This is a genomic window from Streptomyces sp. NBC_00086 (genome assembly GCF_026343255.1).
GTDB lineage: Bacteria > Actinomycetota > Actinomycetes > Streptomycetales > Streptomycetaceae > Streptomyces.
In genome coordinates this window covers 2,939,930-2,959,505 of record NZ_JAPELZ010000001.1, presented here as the reverse complement: position 1 = coordinate 2,959,505, position 19,576 = coordinate 2,939,930, and the positions used below count along the sequence as shown (strand labels likewise).

The following is a 19,576-nucleotide window of genomic DNA, read 5'->3' as shown; positions in this document are numbered from 1 at the left end:
GCGCAAGGTCCTTCCAGTCTCGTGCTGGAGATCAATTCGGCTGTTCGTGACCAAGACGGGTATGTCACCGTCAGCGGTCAGATCAAGAACACAGGTTCCGAGGTGTTCACCAGGCTCGGGGCTCTGCGCGGTGAAGAGAGGACGGCCAGTCCTGGATCCGTCGCTGGCGCAAGCTTGGTCGACGCTGTTGGTAAGAAGCGCTACCTCGTGCTGCGTGACACAGAGGGGCGGTGTGCATGCACTACCGGTCTCGCGTCCATCTCGGGCAATGAGAGCATCGCCTTCTTCGCGCAGTTCCCCTCGCCACCGGCCACCACAACCGAGGTCGTGTTTGGTCTGCCGACCTTTGCCGCGGCCACCATCAAAATCTCCGGGTGACCCCATGACCAAACGCCATCGCACCACAGCTGCCACAGCCGTCGCCAGCCTCGTCATCGCCGGGGCCCATTTCGTCGGCGCGACCAGTGCCTACGCGGACGACGTCACGCCGTCCGTTCCCCCGGGCACTGAACCCTCGACCTCTGCGCCCCCGCCCATCAGGCCCGACTCTCCGGGGCTGAAGCTCCCACAGGGCGGCGTGCTCGCACCCTCCAAGGTGCTGGACATGGTCGAGGTAGTCGAAGACCTTGGCGGCGAGGAACGGCGCCAGGAGACGAACCAGACCGTCATGATGGCGCTGCAATCCGAGGTGATGTTCCCCGAGGACAGTGCCATCTTCAACGCTCAGGCCGCCGCCCGTATCCAGGCCATCGCGCAGGAGATCAACACCCAGAAGGCCACCACCGTCCGGGTCTTCGGCTTCACTGACGACCAGGGCAGCTACGAACACGGCAAGGAACTCTCCAAGAAGCGCGCCGACGCGGTCCAGGCCGAGCTGGCGAGGACGGTGACGAACCCAAGCGTCACCTTCGACGTACGCGGCTACAGCGAGGACTACCCGATCGCCGACAACGGCACCGAGGAAGGCCGCAAGAAGAACCGCCGCGTGGAGATCACCTTCCCGCGCAGCGTCAAGTAGAGCCGAACCGTTCCGCCCCCGCTCCGGCGGGGGCGGAGTCAGTTCGCCAGTAGGTGATCGGCCTTGCCGGCCTTGATGTCCCGGATCATCTGTTGCAGTGCCTCGCGGGTGTCCGTGAGGTAGGTGTCCTCCTGGCCGGAGAGGGCTATGTAGCTGTTGCCGTCCCCGTCCACCCCGATCCGGTAACAAGCGCTGGCCTCAGCGCAGTAGGGGTCTTCCCAGGTGATGTCGGCCATCGTTCCCCTCACAGTTGGCGCGCCAGATCGTGGATGAAGTCACGGGACTCTCCAGGCGGAAGGCTGAGCCGCTCTGTCCAGTCCAGTTGGGCGCGGTACTTGGATAGTTGGACCTCGGTGTGTAGAAAGTCGGGCCCGTGCGTGTTGTCGCTCTGCACGGTGTCGAGCTGCGGAACCGGTCCCTCTAGGTAGTTGACCGTCTGGCCGGAACCGGGGAACCCTCCGGCCGCGAAGGGGAGGACGCGGACGACGACGTTGTCCCGCTCGGAAAGCTGGAGCAGGTGCTCCAGCTGAGCCCGCGCGACTTGGCGACCGCCGAACTGCATCCGCAAGGCGGCTTCGTGCAGGACGGCGACGTACTCGGGTGCCGATTCGCCTTCCAGTACCTGCTGTCGTTCCAGCCGGTGTGCCAGCCGGAGCGCGGCTTCTGGTTCCGGGAGAGCCGGTACCGCAAACCGGAAGATGGCGAGTGCGTGATCGCTGGTTTGCAGCAGCCCCGGGATGTGCACCGAATGCGCGCACCGGATCCGGCTCGCATGCGATTCGAGCTCCGCGATGTCGAGTATTGCCGACGACAGCTTGCCTCGGTAGCGCTCCCACCAACCTCGCTTTTGCGGCTGAGCCATGGCTACGAGTGCGGCGATGTACCGCTCGTCGGCGCAGTCGCAGTGACAGGCCAGCGAGCGGAGGCGCTCCTCGCTGATGGTGCGGATTCCCTGCTCGATGGCGGAGATCTTGGAGCGGTCGATACCGAGGAGCCCCGCGGCGGACTCGGCGGAGACGTCTGCTGCCAGCCTCAACCTGCGTAGCTCGGCACCCAGTCGCTTCTGTCGTTCGGTCGGCGAGGTCCTTGGAGGCATGGCTGCAGTCTGCCGTGCCGAGGCTCGCGGATCCACAGTGGGCAAACTTCCGGGCTTCGGTGGTGAATTGACCACCTACTTCGCTACCTTGGGTAGTGCACCGCTCACGCAAGGGAGTTGGAAGTGCATCGCCGCAGCATGCCTAGGCCTCGGCTTCGGCGACGAGCCACTGCGCCCACACAACGCGAGAGCAACCGAACTCACGACAGGGAGTCCGTCATGCTCAGTCCCTTCATGCAGGCCAGTCCCGGCTGCTTCGACGCTTGCCCGCCGAGCGATGAGCCGCCGTCTCCCGACGGGCTGTCGTGCAGCCTGACCGTGCCCGGGGCGCCGTACAGCGCGCAGATCGCGCGCAGCACCGTACGGTCCGTCCTGCACGCGCATCACCTCGACCGGGTCGTGCCCGCCGCCGTGCAGGTGGTCGGCGAACTCGTCGCCGCCGCCTGGTACTTGGACCCCGGTCGGAGCCTGTACCTCGCCCTCCGCCACCGCGAGGGAGCATTGCGGCTCACCGTTTACGACGGGCACGCGGCCCACTCCCACCCCCGCCTCGCCGCCCACTGCGAGGCCCGCCGCCGGGCGGCCCTGCGGGTGATGGCCGCCGTCATCAGGGACTGCGGCGGGGCCTGGGGGTTCGGGGAGTCCCGGGAGCCCGGCGGCGGGACGCGGACCTGGGCGAGTCTGCCGGTCGCCGGGGCCGCCGGGTACCTGGGCGGGTCAGTGGCCTCGACGCAGTGAGACCCGCAGGTGCATGTTGTCGTCGCGGGCGAGGAAGAGACCGCTGCCGCCGCCCACGTTGGTCAGGACCGGGATGTCGACGCCCGCGTCCAGTACCTTCGCGTCTCCGGAGGCGGAGTTGAGGTCGACCTGGGCATACACCGCCTTGGCGGAGGGGGCATCGTCGTTGGCGACGACTCCGAAGGCCGTCCCGTCGTCGCGGATCGAGGCGAGGTTGATCGTCTTGCGGTTGCCGTCGCCCTCCAGGCAGATGCCCTGCTTCCGCTCCAGGTCGAAGGCGACCGGGCCGGCGGCGAGGTAGCGACCCGAGGGGGAGGCGATGGTCGGTTGGTCGGGGGATCGGTCGGTGATGGTGGCGGAGTCGCTGTAAGCACACTCCATGCGGGCCAGGACGGCGCCGGTCCGGACGTCGTGCACCGACCAGCTGTCCGGGCGGCTGGCCCCGTTCTTCCCCTCCATGTCCCACGAGGCGAGGAGGCGGCCGGCCGCCACTCCGTAGACCCTGCCGTTCCACTCTCCGAAGAAGCCGGACTTCGACTGTGCTCCGTCGGGGCGGACCGTGTCGCTGAACCAGCGCCCCGGCATGCCGAAGCCCTGCCCGAGGCGGCCCATCGAGACCAATGGCCCGTCAGGGCTGATCGCCATCACCCGGCTGCCGTTGCACATGGTGACCTGAGCGCACTGGGGCAGGAGCTTGTCCGGCTCCTTGTACGGGCTGACGGAAACTCTGAGCACGTCCACCGAGATCGCCGAGCGCGGGTACGGCCCGCGCTCCCCGTACGCGACGAGCACCCGCCCGCCTTCCGCGCTGACCCGGACCTCGTGGGGCTTCGCCGACACGGGGACGTCCATCTCCCGCATGGGCTTGACCCCGGAGCCCTTGGCGTCGGCGGGGAACACCGCCAGCCGCACCACCTCGGTGCCCTCGTGCAGGGCGTCCTTGCCGCTCATCCCGTGGGCCCACGCGATGACATAGCCCTTGCCGTCCTGCTCGAAGCCCAGCAGATCGGGGATCTCCACCTCCTCGTCGGACGAGACTTCGCCCCCGCCGGCTCCGATGGGCGTCGGGATCTTCCACGGGGCGGAGCTCCAGCCGACCTTCCCGTCGGAGGCGGCCTTGGCCTGCACGGTGTAGCCGTCGGGGGTCCCGTAGAGCATCGCGACCAGGTCGGCGCGGGGCACGTCCGTGAACGGCAGGGTGCTGACCGAGTCGGGCACCCAGCCGAGGGTCTCGTCCCAGCCCTTGGAGCCGTCGTACTGCGCGGGCACGCTCAGCTCGGCCAGCGGCTTGGCCGCGACGCCTTCGCCGAAGGGGCCGCCGGGCTTGTTCTTGCCGTCCGTACCGTCCGCGCTGCTGCAACCGGCCGCAAAGGTGACCGACAGTACGACGCCTGCGATTGCTCTCGCCGCTCGCATGTTTCCTGCTTCCCCCGTTGATGATCAATGCGGGGCGAGGCTAACAACGGGCCATGGATGGAGGGGTGTGTTCCGGACACCGGGGCCACAGGTGAGCCGCCCGGGCAGCCCACCGTGGAGCTGGGTCGGGCGGTCCACTTTTGCCGGCCGGATTCCGCATCGATGGAGGAGACGTCTCCGAACCGTGCGTACAGGTGGGTGACGTAGAGCCTGCCGTCCACTCCGGGCGGTTTCGAGCCCGGCCGGAGCCGCAAGCAACTGCCTCGCGACTCCGGGTGCACGGCGCTACTTTGCGGACACGCCCTAGCCGATGAGGGCGAGCAGCCGGCCCACCGCCTCCGCCACGGGCTGCCCGACCTGGCCGGCGGCAGCGGCGATCTGTGCCACGCGGGCCAGGACGAGGCCGCGTTCGCTCAAGGCCTCGCGGTCAGGGGCGAGTTGGGGCAGCACCTCCTCGACGGTCCGGTCCTGGTCCGGGGTGAGGTGCCCGCGCAGCTCCCCGAGGAGGCTGATGAGGTCCTCTACGGCGACGCGGAATTCGGCGTCCTGGCCGGCCGCCCCTCCCGCGGTGCCGTAGTTGATGCCGATGTTGCCCTGACCACCGTTGAGGGTGACGACGGGCCCGAAGTTGTTGGTCGTATCGCTCATCGATTGAACCCCGTGTTCCCCCGGCCACCGTTCAGGATGGCGACGGGGCCGTTGTTGTTCGTGGTGTTGTACTGGTACACGGTCACCGCGAACTCGGTGTCCGGGTGGTTGATCGCGTAGACGATGTGCTCGGCTATCCGCCGCAGCTCCTCCATGTTCGGCAGGGTCACCACCACGACGGAGCCGCCGGCCGTTTCGACCGCCAGAACCGGCTTGGCCGTCCCCAACGCCGCTATGAGGACGAACGCGACGACGGCCAGCAGCACGATCGTCGTCCCGTTGCCGCCGCTCTCCACGAGACGCCCACGGTCCCCGCCGAAATAGCCGAACGCGACGAGGGCCAGGGCCGCGAAGAAGAGCCACTTCAGGACGCTTCCGAAGGCCTCGCCCCAGTTGGGCTTGAGTTTGAAGGCGTCCACCCAGGAGATGTTGTGCAGGGGGACGGCCATCGAGCCCACCCACAGCATGCGGCCGCTGACCTTGAGGACGAGCTTGCGCCCCCTGCGCGACGCCTCCGGCCTCTGGGACGGTTCGAACGGCTGCGGAGCGGGTTCGGACGGCGGTACGGGCGGTGGGGGCGGTGGTGGTGTCCCCGGAGGTGTCGGCGGTGGCGGTGATGTCGGCGGTCCGTTGCTCCCCATGGTGGTCATGCGCTCCCCCGTAACTCGGCCTGGTTCAAAGGAACATGGCTGAAGCACCATTAAGCGCCAGCGGAGCGTCGAGGGGCAGACCCGATGCAGCCATTTCGCGCCCCGACCGTCCCCGGGGCAACGGCCGACGGCTGACGGCCGACGGCTGTCAGGTGCGCGGGCGGATCGCGTTCAGGCGGGCCGCCTGGCGCGTCAGGTGGTCGCGTTCCGCGAGGTTGGGGGCCTGGTGGGCCGCCTCGGCGTAGAGGCGGGCCGCCGTGGCCGGGTCGCCGTCGCGTTCGTGGAGGTAGGCGGCGACCGCGGAGTGGCGGGGGAGCGTGGCATCCAATTCGGCCAGCGCCGCCAGGCCGGCGCGGGGGCCGTCGGCCTCGCCGACCGCCACCGCGCGGTTGAGGCGGGCGATCGGGCTGCCGGTCAGGCGGACCAGCTCGTCGTACCACTCCACGATCTGCACCCAGTCGGTCTCCTCGGTGCTCTGCGCGTCGGCATGGAGGGCTGCGATGGCGGCCTGCGCCTGGAACTCGCCCAGCCGGTCCCGGGCGAGGGCGGGATGCAGGATGCCGATGCCCTCGGCGATCAGCTGCGTGTCCCAGCGGCCGCGGTCCTGCTCGGCGAGCGGGATCAGCGTGCCGTCGGGGGTGGTGCGCGTGGCCCGCCGGGCATGGTGGATCAGCATCAGGGCGAGGAGCCCCGACACCTCGGGGTGGTCGATCGAGGCCGCCAGGCCGCGGGTGAGGCGGATGGCCTCGGCGGCGAGGTCCACGTCGCCGGAGTAGCCCTCGTTGAAGACCAGGTAGAGGACGCGCAGGACGGTGCCGACATCGCCGGGGCGGTCCAAGCGGACCTCGGAGACCGTCCGCTTGGCCCGGCTGATGCGCTGCGCCATGGTCGCCTCGGGGACGAGGTAGGCCGCGGCGATCTGGCGCGTCGTGAGTCCGCCGACCGCGCGCAGGGTGAGCGCGACGGCGGAGGAGGGGGTGAGGGAGGGATGGGCGCACAGGAAGTACAGCTGGAGCGTGTCGTCCACCGCGGGCGCGGGGCCCGGCGCCGGCTCCTCCTCCACCCGGTCCTCGCGCCGGCGGCGGGCGGTGTCCGCCCGCGTCGCGTCGAGGAACCGGCGCCAGGCCACGGTGACCAGCCAGGCCTTCGGATCCCGGGGAGGATCCTCGGGCCAGACGCGCACCGCTTCGAGCAGGGCCTCCTGGACGGCGTCCTCGGCCGCCGCGAAGTCTGCGCCGCGGCGGACGAGGATTCCGAGGACCTGCGGGGTGAGGCTCCGGAGCAGGGCCTCGTCCACGTCAGTGGCACTCGGGGACGGTCGGCGGCGCGGCCAGGAACGGGCGCAGCTCCAGCCACTCGTGGATCGGCTTGCCGCCCGCACCGGGGGCCGCCGACAGTTCCCCGGCGAGCTCGACGGCTCGCTCGTGGCTGTCCACGTCGATCACCATCCAGCCGGCGATCAGGTCCTTCGTCTCGGCGAAGGGGCCGTCGGTGACCGGCGGGCGGCCCTCGCCGTCGTAGCGGACCCAGGTGCCCTCGGGGGCGAGCGCCTGACCGTCGACGAACTCGCCGGTGCCCTCCAGCCGGTCCGCGAAGTCGCGCATGTACTGGATGTGGGCCGTGATCTCCTCCGGCGTCCACTCGCTCATCGGGACGTCGTTGGCGGGGGCCGGGGCGCCGCGGTAGTGCTTGAGAAGCAGGTACTTGGCCATGATGGTCTCCTCCGTGCTGTGCGGCCCATTCTGGCCGCTTCCACTGAGGAGACGGAGCGGGGCACGGGTTCTCGACATCGCCGGCGGAATTCTTTTCCGCGGGATCCCGGACCGGGCGGACGGGCCGCCCGGTCCGGGGTGTGGAGGGGGCCTTCCGGCTCGGGGCCGGCTCGGGTCCGGCTCAGATGCCGTGCACCCGGGCGAAGAGCCGGCCGTAGTCGTAGCCGTTCCACTTGTTGTTCCCGTGGTCCTTCTTGTTGTTCCAGTGGTCCTTACCGCGGTCCTTCCCGTGGTTGTCGCCGTATCCGTACCAGTAGGTGTGGCAGTGCCACCCGCCCCAGCTGTGATGGCGGCCGTGGTGGTTCCAATGGCAGTAGCGGATGCGGTAGCCGTCCCGGTCGTGATCGCCCTGAACGCCGCGGCCGGGTGCCGTCACCGCGACGGTGGCGGTGTCGGCCCGTGGCGCCGCCGCAGTCGCGGCGAAGGCGCTGGAGGGAAGCAGCGCGCCTGCTGCGACGAGGGCGGCCGAAGCCGTGAGAACGGCGATCCGGCGCGTGCGGGGTATGTGGGGTCTATGGGGTCTGTGGGGTTCCCGGGTCATGGCGGTCATGAGAATTCACCTCCGGCGAGCAGACAGGGACAGGGACACGTGCTGATGCTGCGGGTGGGTCACCTGCTCTACGTGATCCCCCTCCTCACTTAAGCCCGGCCCTGCGCACGGCGTCATGCCCCTGATGTTCGGGGCTTGACAGGCGGACCGGCCTCCGCCGCCTTGTCCCGCCAGCGGACGAAGAGGCTCTCCGGGTCGCCGCTGTACGACCACGGGACCCGCGTGGCCCGGTTGTCCAGCAGGGCGAAGACGGCCGCCGCCTGCCCCTCCATGCCCGCGTGGACCAGGCCGTGGGCCAGGTAGTTCAGGTCGGCGACGTCCTGGGCGTACGAGACCGTGCGGTGGGCGATCCAGTGGTCCAGCGCGTTGCGCAGGTCCCAGCGCGCCCGGTCCCCGCTCCAGTGGTAGGCCAGGCCGATCGCCGTGCGCCCCTCCGCCTCCGTCTGGTGCCGGTACTGCTCCGCCCGCGCCACCTGCGGCAGCACCACGAGCGGTGAGCCGACCGGGGCGTAGACGGCCACGTCCCAGGCGAAGTTGTTGGCCTCGCCGTTCGATCCGTGCCAGCGCGGGGAGAGGTAGCGCAGGGCCTGGTGGTGGGCTTCGCGGTGGTGGGGGTCGCGGGCCCGGAGCTCCTTCCACCAGTGGCCCATGTTCGGGTCGCCGCGCTCGTACAGCCGGGCGAGCGTCACGAGGGAGACGTACGGGTACGGGTCCTCGGGCGCCAGCTCGCCGGCCCGCAGACAGAGACCGGCGACCTGGTCCAGGCTGTCGTTGGCGGGCATCGCCCCGCTGCGCGCCGCGGCGAAGGTCCGCATCACCTCGGTCTCCGCGCGCAGCACGGCCGCGTCCGGGCTGGTGGGGTCGGCGGCGTACCAGACGTCCACGGTGCGCCGGCTCGCCGCCGCGTCCGCGAGCAGCCGGATGCGGTGCGCGCGCCGGTCCCAGTCGCCCGGGGGGTGCTCGGCCAGGAGGTCGCGGGCCCCTTCCCAGCGGCCCATCACCATGTCCTGGCGGCACTGCTCCAGACTTCGGTCGCCGAACGCCTGGTCGTAGACCGGTGCTCCGGAACGGCGGCGGCGCGGCCAGGGTGCCATGGACTGTCCTCGGATCGGTGGGGGCGTCGGTGTGCTGCGTGTCGTCAGAAGTCGGTGAGTACGTCGTCCCGCCGTTCGTCCGCCGCGAGGCCCGGTCCGTGGACCGGCCCCGAGCCCTGTTCCCCGTAGAAGGCGTCCTGTTCGGGATCCAGCGGCCTGGGCCTGAAGTAGGAGGCCCCCCGCAGCCGGGAGAAGGTCATCGGGATCAACCCCAGCGCGAGCGCCCCGAGTCCGATGGCGAGGGCGCTGCCCGTCAGTTCCGGAACCGACACGGCGAAGATCCAGATCATGAACAGGGCCCCGCCGAGCGGCCACAGCCCGACGAAGACGAAGGTGCCGACCGACCTGAACAGCACCTTGCGGTAGGCGACCACGGCCGCCAGGCCGGCGAGGGAGTAGTAGAAGGCGATGTGCAGGCCGATGCCGCTGACGGCGTCCCGTACGAACTGCGTGCCCGAGCCGGCCGTGGTGGAGACGGCGACGAGCAGGAGCGCCACGGCCGCCACGGTGGCCGTGGCCACGGAGGGCGTCTGCCAGTCGCGGTGGATGCGGCCGAACGCGGCGGGCACGGTGCGGTCGCGGCCCATGGCGAAGAGCGTGCGGGTCGCCTGGAGGAGGCTCGTCTCCAGGGTGGCGACCGTGGACAGCACGACGGCGAGGACGAGCAGCCGGCCGCCCCAGCCCGGCCAGACGGCGTCGCCGAGCACGGAGAGGAAGCCGTCGGGGTTGCTGCGCACCGCGTCCGCGCCGATGAGGATGTTGGTGGCGAGGGTGAAGACGACGAAGACCGCGAACGAGAGCGCGACTCCGATCAGTCCGCCGAGGCCGAAGGAACGGCGGCTGGTGCGGGTCTCCTCGTTGAGGTTGCTGGAGACGTCCCAGCCCCAGTAGCTGACGCCCGCGATCAGCGCACCGGCGACGAAGCTGTGCGAGGCGTCGAAGTGGCCGAAGCCGAACCAGGAGAGCGAGAACTCCGCCGCGTTCCCGTCCTTGGCCAGGGCGGCGACGGCGATGGCCAGGAGCAGCACGAGCTGGACGACGGTCAGGATCCGGCGGGTGTACGGGCTGATCCGCGCCCCCAGCGCCACCACGCCCGCCATGAGCAGGAACCAGCCGGCGCCGACGGCCGTGGCCAGACCGGTGTTCGCGGCCAGCTCGGGGCTGACGAGGGCGAGCGTGGCACTGCCGGCCGGGAGGGTGGCCGACACGAGGAAGGCCGTCGCGGCGACGACCAGGGCCCAGCCGCTGAGGAAGCCGAGGAAGGGGTGCAGCGTGCGCGCCACCCAGGCGTAGCTCGCCCCGGCGTTGACGTCGAGACGCCCCAGATGACGGAAGGCCAGCGCGATGCCGATCATCGGTATCGCGCAGTACAGGAGCACGGCGGGGCTCGCGACCCCGACGGTGGCGATGAGCGTGGGGATCGTCGCGGCGACGGTGTACGCCGGCCCGCAGCCCGCGACCGCCATGACGATGGAGTCGAACGTCCCCAGGGCGCCGGCTCGCAGGCCGCCCCCGTCGTTGCCGGCCCTTTTGCTCACCACTGGTTGTGCCCTTCTGAGCCGCGTACAAGGGCTAGATCTTGCCCGCGGGGTCGGTGGGGGCACAAGGGCTACTCTTCGGTTTCTTTGGTTCAACTACCTATTGAAGGCGGGGATTAGCGCTCCAGGTGGGTGGGTGCTGCGGATTTCGTTGTCTGGGGAGATGCCTTCCACGGGGCGGAAAACACCTTCGGTGCGCACCGGGGCCCGGGGGCCTCGATGCGCACCGAAGAGTGGGTGGGGCTGGGTGGGGCTGGGTCAGCAGGTGGGGATGCGGTTCAGGTTCGCGGCGTAGCGGGCGGAGATCCAGCCGCGGCCGTCGGTGAGCTTGTACCAGATGGTGTTGCCGTCGACCGAGGTGCCGTTGGTCTTGCACTGCACCTGGACCTCGGCGCCGTACTTGATCACGCCGGTCTTCTTGTAGTGGGTGCCGGGGCCGGTGCGGACGTGCAGCTTGTCGCTGACGATGCGGGCCGCGGGCTTGGCGGGCTTGTCGCCCTTGCCGCCGTGGTCCTTGCCCCCGTTGTCCTTACCGCCGTGGTCCTTACCGCCGTGGTCCTTGCCGCACTTGCAGTTTCCGGGCTTGCCCTGGTCGCCCTTGTCGCCCTTCGGGCCCTGCGGACCCCTCGGACCCTGGTCGCCCTTCGGTCCGCCCGGACCGCGGTTGCCCTTCTCGCCCTTCTCGCCCTTCGGTCCGCCGGGGCCGCGGTCGCCCTTCGGGCCCTGCTCGCCCTTGGCTCCGCCCGGGCCGCGCGCTCCCGTGGGTCCGGCCGGGCCGGTGTTCCCGCGGTCGCCGCGGTCACCCTTGTCACCCTTGTCGCCCTGGTCGCCCTTGGGTCCGCCGGCCGGGCCGGTGTCGCCCTTGGGGCCCGGGGCTCCGCCCGGTCCGGGTACGCCGGCCGGTCCCGTCGGGCCCTCGTTGCCCTGTTCGCCCTGCGGGCCCGCGGGGCCGGTGTCGCCCTTCGGACCGCCCGCCGGACCCGTGTCGCCCTTCGGGCCGGGTGCGCCGGTGTCGCCCTTCGGACCCTGGGGGCCTCCGGCCGGTCCCTGGTCGCCCTTCGGGCCCTGCGGTCCGGCGTCGCCCTTCGGTCCCTTGTGCCCCTTGGGGCCCTGCGGACCCTTCGGCCCGTGGTCGCCCTTCTCGCCGCGGTCGCCCTTCTCACCGCGGTCGCCGCGGTCCCCGCGCTCGCCCTTCTCGCCCCGCTCGCCCTGGTCGCCCTTGTCGCCCTTGGGGCCGGGGCGGCCCGGCTTCCCGTGCTGACCGGGCTTCCCCTCGTGGCCCGGCTTCCCGTCGTGCCCGTCCTGCCCGTCGTGCCCGTCCTGCCCGTCGTCGCCCTTCGGCCCCGTCACCGGGGTGGACACCGCGTACAGACCGGGCGAGGCGCCCGCCGCCGCCCACTCGCCGCCGTCGAGCGTCGTGCCCTCGGGAGCGTCCGCGTCCACCCGTACGAGTACGCCCAGCCGGGTGCCGCTGTCCGCCGGGAAGGCGAAGCCCGCACGCGTCCCGGCGTCACAGGTCAGCTGGCGGGCGTTGCCGGAGAGGGTGCAGGGCGCGCCCGCGCGGTCGCCGTTCCAGTAGAAACGGGCCTCGGGGAAGGTCGTCCGCTCCGGCGCGGTGATCCGGAAGCTGCTGCTGAGCGCCGGATCGCCGCCGGTCTCCGCCACGATCACCACGCGGCCGGTCTTTCCGGCGGCGATCGAGGGGACGTACGGCTGGGAGAACCGGATGTGCGGCGAGCCGGCGGCGAAAGCCGGCCCGGCCGGCAGCAGGCAGGTCGCGGTGACGGCCGCGACGACCAGGGCGGCCGACGTGCAGCGGGAAGCAGACAAGGGTGTTTCCTCCGCGAGGAAAAGCGACGGAACCGGAGGGCGACCGCCGAATGCGGTCTTCCGGTGGACAAAAGTCCCAACACCAGTTAAAAGCTGACAATGCGACCCGGTTGTGTACGACGCGTAACCGATCACTCGGCAGCCGCGTGAATCCCCCCGCCTGGGCCTACGCCTGCCCCTGCCCCGGTGCCTGCCCCTGCGCATCCGCTGTCCCGGACCAGGACGTACGCCGCCTCGCGCGCCCGCGCCGCCGCCCCCGGGCCCGGTTCCAGGGCCGCGACCACCGTCGCCCCCTCGACCAGCAGCAGCAACTGCTCCGCCAGCCCCTCCCGGCCCGGCCCCGCGACGCCGGCCAGCAACGCCCGTAGCTCCGCCTTGTGGCGGCGTACGACGTCCAGCACTCCGGCAGGCCCCGAGCCCAGCTCCCCGTACGCGTTCAGGAACGCGCACCCGCGGAAGCCCGGCTCCGAGAACCACCGCGCGAGCCACTCGAAGACCGCCCCGACCGGATCGGCCTGCCCCGCGACCGCTGCGCGCAAGCTCGCCATCCAGCGCTGGTCGCGGCGCTCCAGATAGGCGGTGACCAGGGATTCCTTGGCCGGGTAGAGGCGGTAGAGCCGCTTGAGCGGGATGCCCGACTCGGCGCGGATCCGGTCCATGCCCACGGCCTGGACGCCCTCGGCGTAGAACAGCGCCTCCGCGGCGTCCAGCAGGCGGGTGCGGGCGTCTTCGTCGTTCATCGGGGCTGCGGGCATGAAAGCAGCGTAAACCAGAATCGCTTGCGCGGAGAACGACCGTTCTCTAGGCTCGTACGCACGAGGAGAACGACCGTTCTCCCCCCGGCCCCGCCGATGCCGAAAGGTGTCCCACCGTGACCCCTCCCGCTACCCCTTCCCCCGTACGGCCGCCGCTGCCGCCCTTCACCGAGGAGTCCGCCCGCGCCAAGGTGCAGGCCGCCGAGGACGCCTGGAACAGCCGCGACCCCGAACGCGTCTCCCTCGCCTACACCGAGGACTCCGCCTGGCGGAACCGCGACCGCTTCCTGACTGGCCGCGCCGAGATCCGCGCCTTCCTGGCCGACAAGTGGGAGCGCGAGCTGGAGTACCGGCTGCGCAAGGAGCTGTGGGCGTACACCGACAACCGCATCTCGGTGCGCTTCACATACGAGTGGCACGACACGAGCGGCCAGTGGTGGCGCAGCCACGGCAACGAGCAGTGGGAGTTCGACGCCGCGGGCCTGATGCGCCGCCGCGAGGCCAGCATCAACGACATTCCGATCGAGGAGTCGGACCGCCGCCTCTGAGCCCGAAGGCGGGGCGGTCACGCTCCGCAACCCCCTCCCCATCCCTCGGAGTTATGCTGACAGGGACCCTTGGGAGGCAATGTGACCGAGCGCAAACCGCCTGGTGTCAGCTTCGAATCCTTCGTGGACCGCCAGATCAGACAGGCCGAGGCGAGCGGCGAGATCGAGAACCTGCCCGGCTTCGGCAAGCCGCTGGCCTCGCTCGACGCCCCGTACGACGAGCTGTGGTGGATCAAGGGCAAACTGCACCGCGAGGGCTTCGCGGTCCTCCCGCCGGCGCTCGCACTGCGCAAGGAGGCGGAAGACGCCCGCGAGGCGATCAAGGCCGCCCGCACCGAACGCCAGGTCCGCGACCTCCTCACGGAGATCAACGACAAGATCCGCACGGCCCTGCGCAGGCCCCCGCCCGGCCCCCCGCTGCACCTCAGGGAATTCGACGTAGAAGCCGAACTCACCCACTGGCGCGAGTCCCGGCAAGCCCGCTGAGGGCCGCCCCGCAACGGTTGGTGTCAGGGGTCGACGGAAGCGGGTAACGTCTTTGTCATGTTCTTCCAGAGGCCGATTTACGAGTGAGCGCGTGATGGGCCCCGGCTGACGTCCTTCGACGACGACGCCGCCGACCGTTCCCCACCGACGCATCCGTAGATCACTCCGTACTCATCACCGGGAGAACCCGTGACCGTTAGCAAGAACATCAACAACCCCGTGGGCCAGGGCGGCGGCCAGCGCAAGCGGCAGTCCCGCGCCGAGCGGGCGAACAACGGCCCGCACCGCAACCTCGACCGCCAGGGCGCGGCCGACCAGAGGGCGGAGCTGCTGCGCAAGATGCGCGAGAAGGCGGCCGCGGCCGAGGGCGCCGACCAGGCGGACGAAGCCCCCGCGCAGAGCTGACGCACCACCGTCACGGGGCGACCCCGTACGAGGCAGGGTCCGGACCGCACCACGCGGCCGGGCCCTGCTGCCGTATGTCCACCCAGGGCCCCCGCCGCGGCCGGAGGGAACCGCTCCGGGGGCGGGGGCATCTGGTGGGGCATGGGTGTCTTGATCTTCGGACTGTTCTTCGTGGTCGGCTGGGCCATGGCCCTGGCCGGGCTCGGATACGCCGCCTCGGCGCTGTGGCGAAGCCGGGGCAAGCAGTGGGTACGGGGGGAGGGGCAGCCGTTCGTCCGGCTGCTGCTCCCGGCCCCCGCGTACCTCCGCTTCGACAGGACGCTCGCCGTGGCGGTCCTCCTGGCCGACCTGTGGCTGGTGTCGGCGGTCGTCGTGATCGGCACCGAAGGCATCTTCACCGAGGACTGGCTGGGGTACCCCGGCATGATGGATCCCGGCGGGCAGGACTACCAGGCAGGGGCAGTGGACCTGCTGCGCACGACGGCGCTGTGGAGCGCCTCCGCCGCGGTCCTCGGTCGCTGCTGGACCGTGGCGGCCGTCCAGCTGTCCGTCCTGCCGTTGTCGGCGCTCTGGATCGCCTCGTTCGACACCTACTACAACTGACCCGGACGTCAGCTTCTGGCGGCCCCCAGCGCTGTCAGGGCCTCGGTGACGCGGTCCGCCTGGTGGGTGGCGCCGCGGAGGTTCGGGTGGAGGACGGTGCAGGCCTCGCCCCGGGCCGGGATGGAGCGGCAGAGCTCGGAGGGCGGGTCGCTCTGCTCGCCCGGTCCGGTCAAGCTGTCCTTGATCCCGTACATCCAGCGCTGCTCGCCGCTCGCGCACACTCCGTGCCCGGTGCTGGAGGCGTACGTGTCCACATAGGCCGCGCCGCTCCGCCGGGCCTGCTCCCGCAGGAGGGTGTTGAGCCGGCGCTCCAGGCTGTCGAGCCAGGGCATATCGCCCTTGGCGACGGTTCCGAGCTGGTGCCAGGAACCCCAGCCGCAGCCCGCGGACCGGTCCACGACGGCCGGGTATCCGACGACCGCCACCCCGGCGCGCGGGGCGCGCGTGCGGATCTCCTTCAGCAGGGCCGCGAAATCGGCCTCCAGCGCCGTGAACCGGGCGTCGAGCCCCGCGGCGCCCCCGCCCCGCGCGTAGTGATCGGTGCACGGGGTGCCCGTACCGAAAGAGGCCAGGCCCCGCTTCACGCAGGTCTCGACGATCTCGGAGAAGCCCACGGAGTTGCCGCCGGCGCCGACCGTGACGAGATCGGCGGCTGCCGTGACGGCCCTGATCTGCGCCGGCTTTGCGGTCCATCCGCCCGGTGGGGGCACGGATGGTGGCCCCTTCAGCTCGGACTGCGGACCCAGCAGCCCCGCTCTGACCTCCGCGGCGGAACAGGTGACATCGGTGAGCTTCAACTTCAGCCGCCGCGCCGCCTGGTGCGGATAGTCCTGCTCGGAGCGGCCGCATCCGTCGGTGTTCCAGGGGCGCACGAAGGAGGCGGCGCTGTACGAGTCCCCGAGGGCGACGTAGGAGAGGGGCGTGGCGGCGGATGTCCGCGCCTGCGGGACGAGCGCGGTGGCGAAGACGGCCGCCGTGGCGGCGGTGGCGAGCGCGAGGGTGAGAGTGGGTCGTGTCATGGCGGTGCCCCCTGGGTCGGGCGCCGCGGCCATCCGCGGCGCACATTGCCCAAAGTAGCCGCTTCGACTACGGAGAGTAATCATCCGGGGCTTTGTTCGTTCGATCGAGTGAAGCCGGCGAATCGAGGGAATCGAGGGAATCGAGGGAATCGAGGGATCGAACGGAACTTACGGTTTGTGGGTTACCCAGAGCAGTTCCGCCGGCCAGCGGTGTCCCCAGTCGGGCGGATCGGTTTCGTTGTAGCCGTTCGGTGTTCCGGGGGCGGGCCGCGGCTCGGTGAGGTCGTCGATGACGAGACCCGCGCCGCGCAGGACCCTGACCCAGTCGCCGTAGGTGAGCTGATAGCTGACCGCGCCGTCTTCTTCCGCGATGGCGTTCAGCCCGAAGTAGTCCTTCTGCAGCGTCGTGGTCACGCGGCCGGCGGCTTCGTCGTAGCAGGCTTCGAACCACGGACTGGCGACGTTGAACACCAGGCGCCCACCGCGGCGCAGGACGCGTGCGGCCTGCGGGACGGCCAGGTGCGGGGGTGCCCAGCTGAGCCCGCCGAAGTCGCAGAACACCAGGTCGAAGCTGTCGGCGGCGAAGGGGAGCCGTTCGGCGGCGCCTTGCACCAGTGGGTAGCGGGCCGCTCCCATCGCACCGGCCGCTGCGGCGAGTTGGGCTTCGGACAGGTCGAGCCCGACGACGGTGGCGCCCTCGGCGGCGAGAGCCCTGGACCACTGGCCGGCGCCGCAGCCGAGTTCGAGGACGCGCTTGCCCGTGACGTCGCCCAGGGCGTGCAGGCGCGCGTCGGGGATCGAGTACATGCCCCACAGCCGGGGCGTGGCGCCGATTTGGGGGTCGTGCTCGTGCTGGTAGGCGCTGCTGATCCGGTTCCAGAGCCGCCGGTTGGCGGGGATGCTGTCCACGTGCCGACTCCAGCACCGTCTGCCGGTGGCGGTCAACATGATGAGGGCGCTGGCCGGCCCTCGCCCCGGTCCGGCCCGTGATCCGCCGGGCGAGCCCGCGGGGCTGACCGGCACGATCCGAAAGGGGCGGGCTAGGCCTGCTGGTGGGCCTGGGTGATCAGGTCCGTCGCGACCTCCAGGGCGGCCTGACGGGTCTCCTCGGGGTCCCCCTCCACGTGCTGGAGGAACATCATCCCCGCGTGCAGGGTGAACAGGGCGCTCACGCACCGCACTTGGTCGGTCAGCGGGGCGTCCTCCTGGCCGGTCCGGAGCAGGTCCACCAGGGCGAAGAGGCGCTTCTTCACCGTCTCGCCGATGCTCAGCTCCCGCAGCGAAGCCTGGTTCTCCTGCATGAAGCGGTACAGGGAGGCGCCGCCCGCCATCGCCTCGCTGTAGCGGCGCAGGACCTCCCGCTTCATCTCCAGCGTGCGCGGCTGCTCCTCCGCCCACTGGATCAGCTCGTCGATCGGCCGGGTCAGGTCTTCGAACAGGCTGATGATGATGTCTTCCTTGGTCTTGAAGTGGTAGTACAGCGCCGCCTTCGTGACCCCCAGCCGCTCCGCGATCTCGCGGAGCGAGGTCTTCTCGTACCCCTGCTCGGCGAAGAGTTCCAGTGCGATGTCCTGGATGCGCTGCCGCGTGTCGCCGCGGCGCTGCTGCGGACTGCTGCTGGACATGACTCTCCCCTGACTTACTTACTTGACGCCCGGCTAGTTACGGGTCTACCTTCCCCAGTGTAGTCAACTAGCCGGTCGGCAAGTAAGTCCCAGGGCCGGTTCGCATGCGCCAGGGGAGTGGATCATGGTGGAGATCAAGAAGAACGCGGACGCCTCGGAGGAGGTGAAGCCGCGCAGCGTGCGGGTCGTCCTGATGGCACTCATGATCGCGATGCTGCTGGCCATGCTCGACAACATGATCATCGGCACGGCCATGCCCACGATCGTCGGCGAGCTCGGCGGCCTGGAGCACCTCTCCTGGGTCGTCACCGCCTACACCCTGGCCACCGCCGCCTCCACTCCCATCTGGGGCAAGATCGGCGACATGTACGGGCGGAAGGGCTCCTTCCTCACCTCGATCGTCATCTTCCTGATCGGCTCCGCGCTCAGCGGCATGGCCCAGGACATGGGGCAGCTCATCGGCTTCCGCGCGATCCAGGGCCTCGGTGCCGGCGGTCTGATGGTCGGCGTCATGGCGATCATCGGCGACCTGATCCCGCCCCGCGAGCGCGGCAAGTACCAGGGCATGATGGCCGGCGTGATGGCCCTCGCCATGATCGGCGGACCGCTGGTCGGCGGCACCATCACGGACCACTGGGGCTGGCGCTGGTCCTTCTACATCAACCTTCCGCTCGGTGTCGTCGCCCTGGCCATGGTCACGGCGGTGCTGCACCTCCCGAAGAAGACGCACGGGGCGGAGCGCCCCAAGATCGACTACCTCGGCGCGGCCCTGCTGACCGTCGGCATCACCTCCACGGTCCTCGTCACCACCTGGGGCGGCACCGAGTACGCGTGGGGCTCCACCGAGATCATCGGCCTGATCGTCGTCGGTGTCCTGTCCATCGCCGGCTTCCTCTACGCCGAGACCAAGGCCGCCGACCCGGTCATGCCGCTGCACATCTTCCGCAGCCGCAACTTCACCCTGATGTCCGTGATCGGCTTCCTGGTCGGCTTCGCGATGTTCGGCGGCGTGCTGTACCTGCCGCTCTTCCAGCAGTCGGTCCAGGGCGCCTCGGCCACCAACTCCGGCCTGCTGCTCCTGCCGATGCTGCTCTCGATGATGGTCGTCTCGCTGATCGCGGGCCGGATCACCACCAACAGCGGCAAGTACAAGATCTTCCCGATCATCGGCGGCGGGCTCATGGTCGCCGGGCTCTTCCTGCTCGCCACCATGGACACCGGGACGAGCCGTCTGATGTCCGGCGTGTACATGGCCGTCCTCGGCGCCGGCCTCGGCTTCCTGATGCAGATCACGATGCTGGTCGCGCAGAACAGCGTCGACATGAAGGACATGGGCGTCGCGTCCTCCTCGGCGACCCTGTTCCGTACGCTCGGCGGCTCCTTCGGCGTGGCGCTGATGGGCTCCCTGTTCACCAGTCAGGTCACCAGCACGATGACCGACCGGCTCGGCCCCGAGGCCGCGACCGCGGCGGGCTCCGCGCAGCTGGACGCGGCGAGTCTGGCGAAGCTGCCGGATGTCGTGCGGGAGGCCTATCAGCACGCGGTGGCTGCCGGTACGCACTCGGCGTTCCTGCTGGGGGCCGGGATTGCGGTACTGGGCTTCGCCGCTGCGTGGTTCGTCAAGGAGGTGCCGCTGCGGGGCGCGGGGCCGGCGGGGCCGGCTGGGCCGGCGGGGCCGGCTGGTGGCTCGGCCAAGGGTGAGGTCGCGCCGGAGGCGGCTGTCGTGCACTGAGTTGCTCTCGCGTGGGTTGGTGGGTGGGCCCGGCGCGGTGGATCTACGGATCC

The 19,576-nt window shown here is 70.6% G+C and carries 23 protein-coding genes; 8 read left to right on the top strand and 15 right to left on the bottom strand.

Annotated features, from left to right (window positions below; all coding sequences use genetic code 11):
• The first annotated feature begins 21 nt into the window (after positions 1-21).
• Together OG276_RS12955 and OG276_RS12950 are read left to right on the top strand one after the other, a co-directional pair.
• Positions 22-378, top strand: a complete 357-nt coding sequence (locus tag OG276_RS12955; protein ID WP_266905034.1) for a hypothetical protein — start codon at positions 22-24, stop codon at positions 376-378.
• A gap of 4 nt (positions 379-382) precedes the next feature.
• Entirely contained in the window at positions 383-1,018 is a 636-nt protein-coding gene (locus OG276_RS12950) for an OmpA family protein (RefSeq protein ID WP_266905032.1), read from the top strand.
• Positions 1,019-1,056: 38 nt separating this feature from the next.
• Here OG276_RS12950 and OG276_RS12945 read toward each other — a convergent pair whose 3' ends face one another.
• Together OG276_RS12945 and OG276_RS12940 are read right to left on the bottom strand one after the other, a co-directional pair.
• On the bottom strand, positions 1,057-1,254 hold the full coding sequence (locus OG276_RS12945; protein ID WP_266905030.1) for a hypothetical protein: 198 nt from the start codon (positions 1,252-1,254) through the stop codon (positions 1,057-1,059).
• Between the two features lie 8 nt (positions 1,255-1,262).
• A complete protein-coding gene (locus OG276_RS12940; RefSeq protein WP_266905028.1) occupies positions 1,263-2,114 on the bottom strand; it encodes a helix-turn-helix transcriptional regulator in 852 nt (283 codons plus the stop codon).
• A 219-nt stretch (positions 2,115-2,333) separates the two neighbouring features.
• Here OG276_RS12940 and OG276_RS12935 point away from each other — a divergent pair, with 219 nt between their 5' ends.
• A complete protein-coding gene (locus tag OG276_RS12935; RefSeq protein WP_266905026.1) occupies positions 2,334-2,852 on the top strand; it encodes an ATP-binding protein in 519 nt (172 codons plus the stop codon).
• On the opposite strand, the gene OG276_RS12930 is transcribed toward OG276_RS12935, so the two are convergent.
• The 10 genes from OG276_RS12930 to OG276_RS12885 all read right to left on the bottom strand — a co-directional run bounded on the left by OG276_RS12930 (position 2,832) and on the right by OG276_RS12885 (position 13,090).
• A complete protein-coding gene (locus OG276_RS12930; protein WP_266905024.1) occupies positions 2,832-4,268 on the bottom strand; it encodes a hypothetical protein in 1,437 nt (478 codons plus the stop codon). The genes OG276_RS12935 and OG276_RS12930 overlap by 21 nt on opposite strands.
• A 303-nt stretch (positions 4,269-4,571) precedes the next feature.
• Positions 4,572-4,916, bottom strand: coding sequence for a hypothetical protein (locus tag OG276_RS12925; RefSeq protein ID WP_266905022.1), 345 nt, complete (start codon positions 4,914-4,916; stop codon positions 4,572-4,574).
• Positions 4,913-5,557 carry a DUF6232 family protein gene (locus OG276_RS12920; protein WP_266912757.1) on the bottom strand — a complete coding sequence of 215 codons (645 nt, stop codon included), beginning with the start codon at positions 5,555-5,557 and terminating at the stop codon, positions 4,913-4,915. Before OG276_RS12920 ends, OG276_RS12925 begins: the two co-directional genes overlap by 4 nt.
• Positions 5,558-5,714: 157 nt before the next feature.
• The gene (locus OG276_RS12915; RefSeq protein WP_266905020.1) at positions 5,715-6,863 is read right to left on the bottom strand and encodes an RNA polymerase sigma factor; all 1,149 of its coding nucleotides are present in this window, start codon (positions 6,861-6,863) and stop codon (positions 5,715-5,717) included.
• A 1-nt stretch (position 6,864) separates the two neighbouring features.
• Positions 6,865-7,278, bottom strand: coding sequence for a YciI family protein (locus OG276_RS12910; protein WP_266905018.1), 414 nt, complete (start codon positions 7,276-7,278; stop codon positions 6,865-6,867).
• Between the two features lie 181 nt (positions 7,279-7,459).
• Positions 7,460-7,888 (bottom strand): hypothetical protein, encoded by a 429-nt coding sequence (locus OG276_RS12905; protein WP_266905016.1) that lies wholly within the window; start codon positions 7,886-7,888, stop codon positions 7,460-7,462.
• Positions 7,889-8,001: 113 nt separating this feature from the next.
• Entirely contained in the window at positions 8,002-8,982 is a 981-nt protein-coding gene (locus tag OG276_RS12900; protein WP_266905014.1) for a hypothetical protein, read from the bottom strand.
• A gap of 44 nt (positions 8,983-9,026) precedes the next feature.
• The gene (locus OG276_RS12895) at positions 9,027-10,520 is read right to left on the bottom strand and encodes an APC family permease (protein ID WP_266905012.1); all 1,494 of its coding nucleotides are present in this window, start codon (positions 10,518-10,520) and stop codon (positions 9,027-9,029) included.
• 258 nt (positions 10,521-10,778) lie between these two features.
• Entirely contained in the window at positions 10,779-12,350 is a 1,572-nt protein-coding gene (locus tag OG276_RS12890; protein WP_266905010.1) for an SH3 domain-containing protein, read from the bottom strand.
• Positions 12,351-12,481: 131 nt separating this feature from the next.
• Complete coding sequence (locus tag OG276_RS12885) at positions 12,482-13,090, bottom strand: TetR/AcrR family transcriptional regulator (RefSeq protein ID WP_266912755.1); 609 nt, start codon at positions 13,088-13,090, stop codon at positions 12,482-12,484.
• 131 nt (positions 13,091-13,221) lie between these two features.
• Here OG276_RS12885 and OG276_RS12880 point away from each other — a divergent pair, with 131 nt between their 5' ends.
• The 4 genes from OG276_RS12880 (at position 13,222) to OG276_RS12865 (ending at position 15,147) form a co-directional block, all read left to right on the top strand.
• Positions 13,222-13,653, top strand: coding sequence for a nuclear transport factor 2 family protein (locus tag OG276_RS12880; RefSeq protein WP_266905008.1), 432 nt, complete (start codon positions 13,222-13,224; stop codon positions 13,651-13,653).
• Between the two features lie 81 nt (positions 13,654-13,734).
• Positions 13,735-14,139 carry a DUF1992 domain-containing protein gene (locus OG276_RS12875; RefSeq protein WP_266905006.1) on the top strand — a complete coding sequence of 135 codons (405 nt, stop codon included), beginning with the start codon at positions 13,735-13,737 and terminating at the stop codon, positions 14,137-14,139.
• A 189-nt stretch (positions 14,140-14,328) separates the two neighbouring features.
• Positions 14,329-14,544: a DUF6243 family protein gene (locus OG276_RS12870; RefSeq protein WP_266905004.1), complete on the top strand. Its 216-nt coding sequence runs from the start codon at positions 14,329-14,331 to the stop codon at positions 14,542-14,544.
• A gap of 141 nt (positions 14,545-14,685) precedes the next feature.
• Complete coding sequence (locus OG276_RS12865; protein WP_266905002.1) at positions 14,686-15,147, top strand: hypothetical protein; 462 nt, start codon at positions 14,686-14,688, stop codon at positions 15,145-15,147.
• A gap of 8 nt (positions 15,148-15,155) precedes the next feature.
• Here OG276_RS12865 and OG276_RS12860 read toward each other — a convergent pair whose 3' ends face one another.
• From OG276_RS12860 to OG276_RS12850, 3 genes are all read right to left on the bottom strand, one after another.
• Entirely contained in the window at positions 15,156-16,166 is a 1,011-nt protein-coding gene (locus tag OG276_RS12860; protein WP_266905000.1) for an SGNH/GDSL hydrolase family protein, read from the bottom strand.
• 168 nt (positions 16,167-16,334) lie between these two features.
• A complete protein-coding gene (locus OG276_RS12855) occupies positions 16,335-17,075 on the bottom strand; it encodes a class I SAM-dependent methyltransferase (RefSeq protein WP_266904998.1) in 741 nt (246 codons plus the stop codon).
• A 131-nt stretch (positions 17,076-17,206) separates the two neighbouring features.
• Positions 17,207-17,791, bottom strand: a complete 585-nt coding sequence (locus OG276_RS12850) for a TetR/AcrR family transcriptional regulator (RefSeq protein WP_266904996.1) — start codon at positions 17,789-17,791, stop codon at positions 17,207-17,209.
• Positions 17,792-17,915: 124 nt separating this feature from the next.
• Between OG276_RS12850 and OG276_RS12845 the strand changes: the two genes are divergently transcribed.
• A complete protein-coding gene (locus OG276_RS12845; protein ID WP_266904994.1) occupies positions 17,916-19,523 on the top strand; it encodes an MDR family MFS transporter in 1,608 nt (535 codons plus the stop codon).
• Positions 19,524-19,576: the final 53 nt, after the last annotated feature.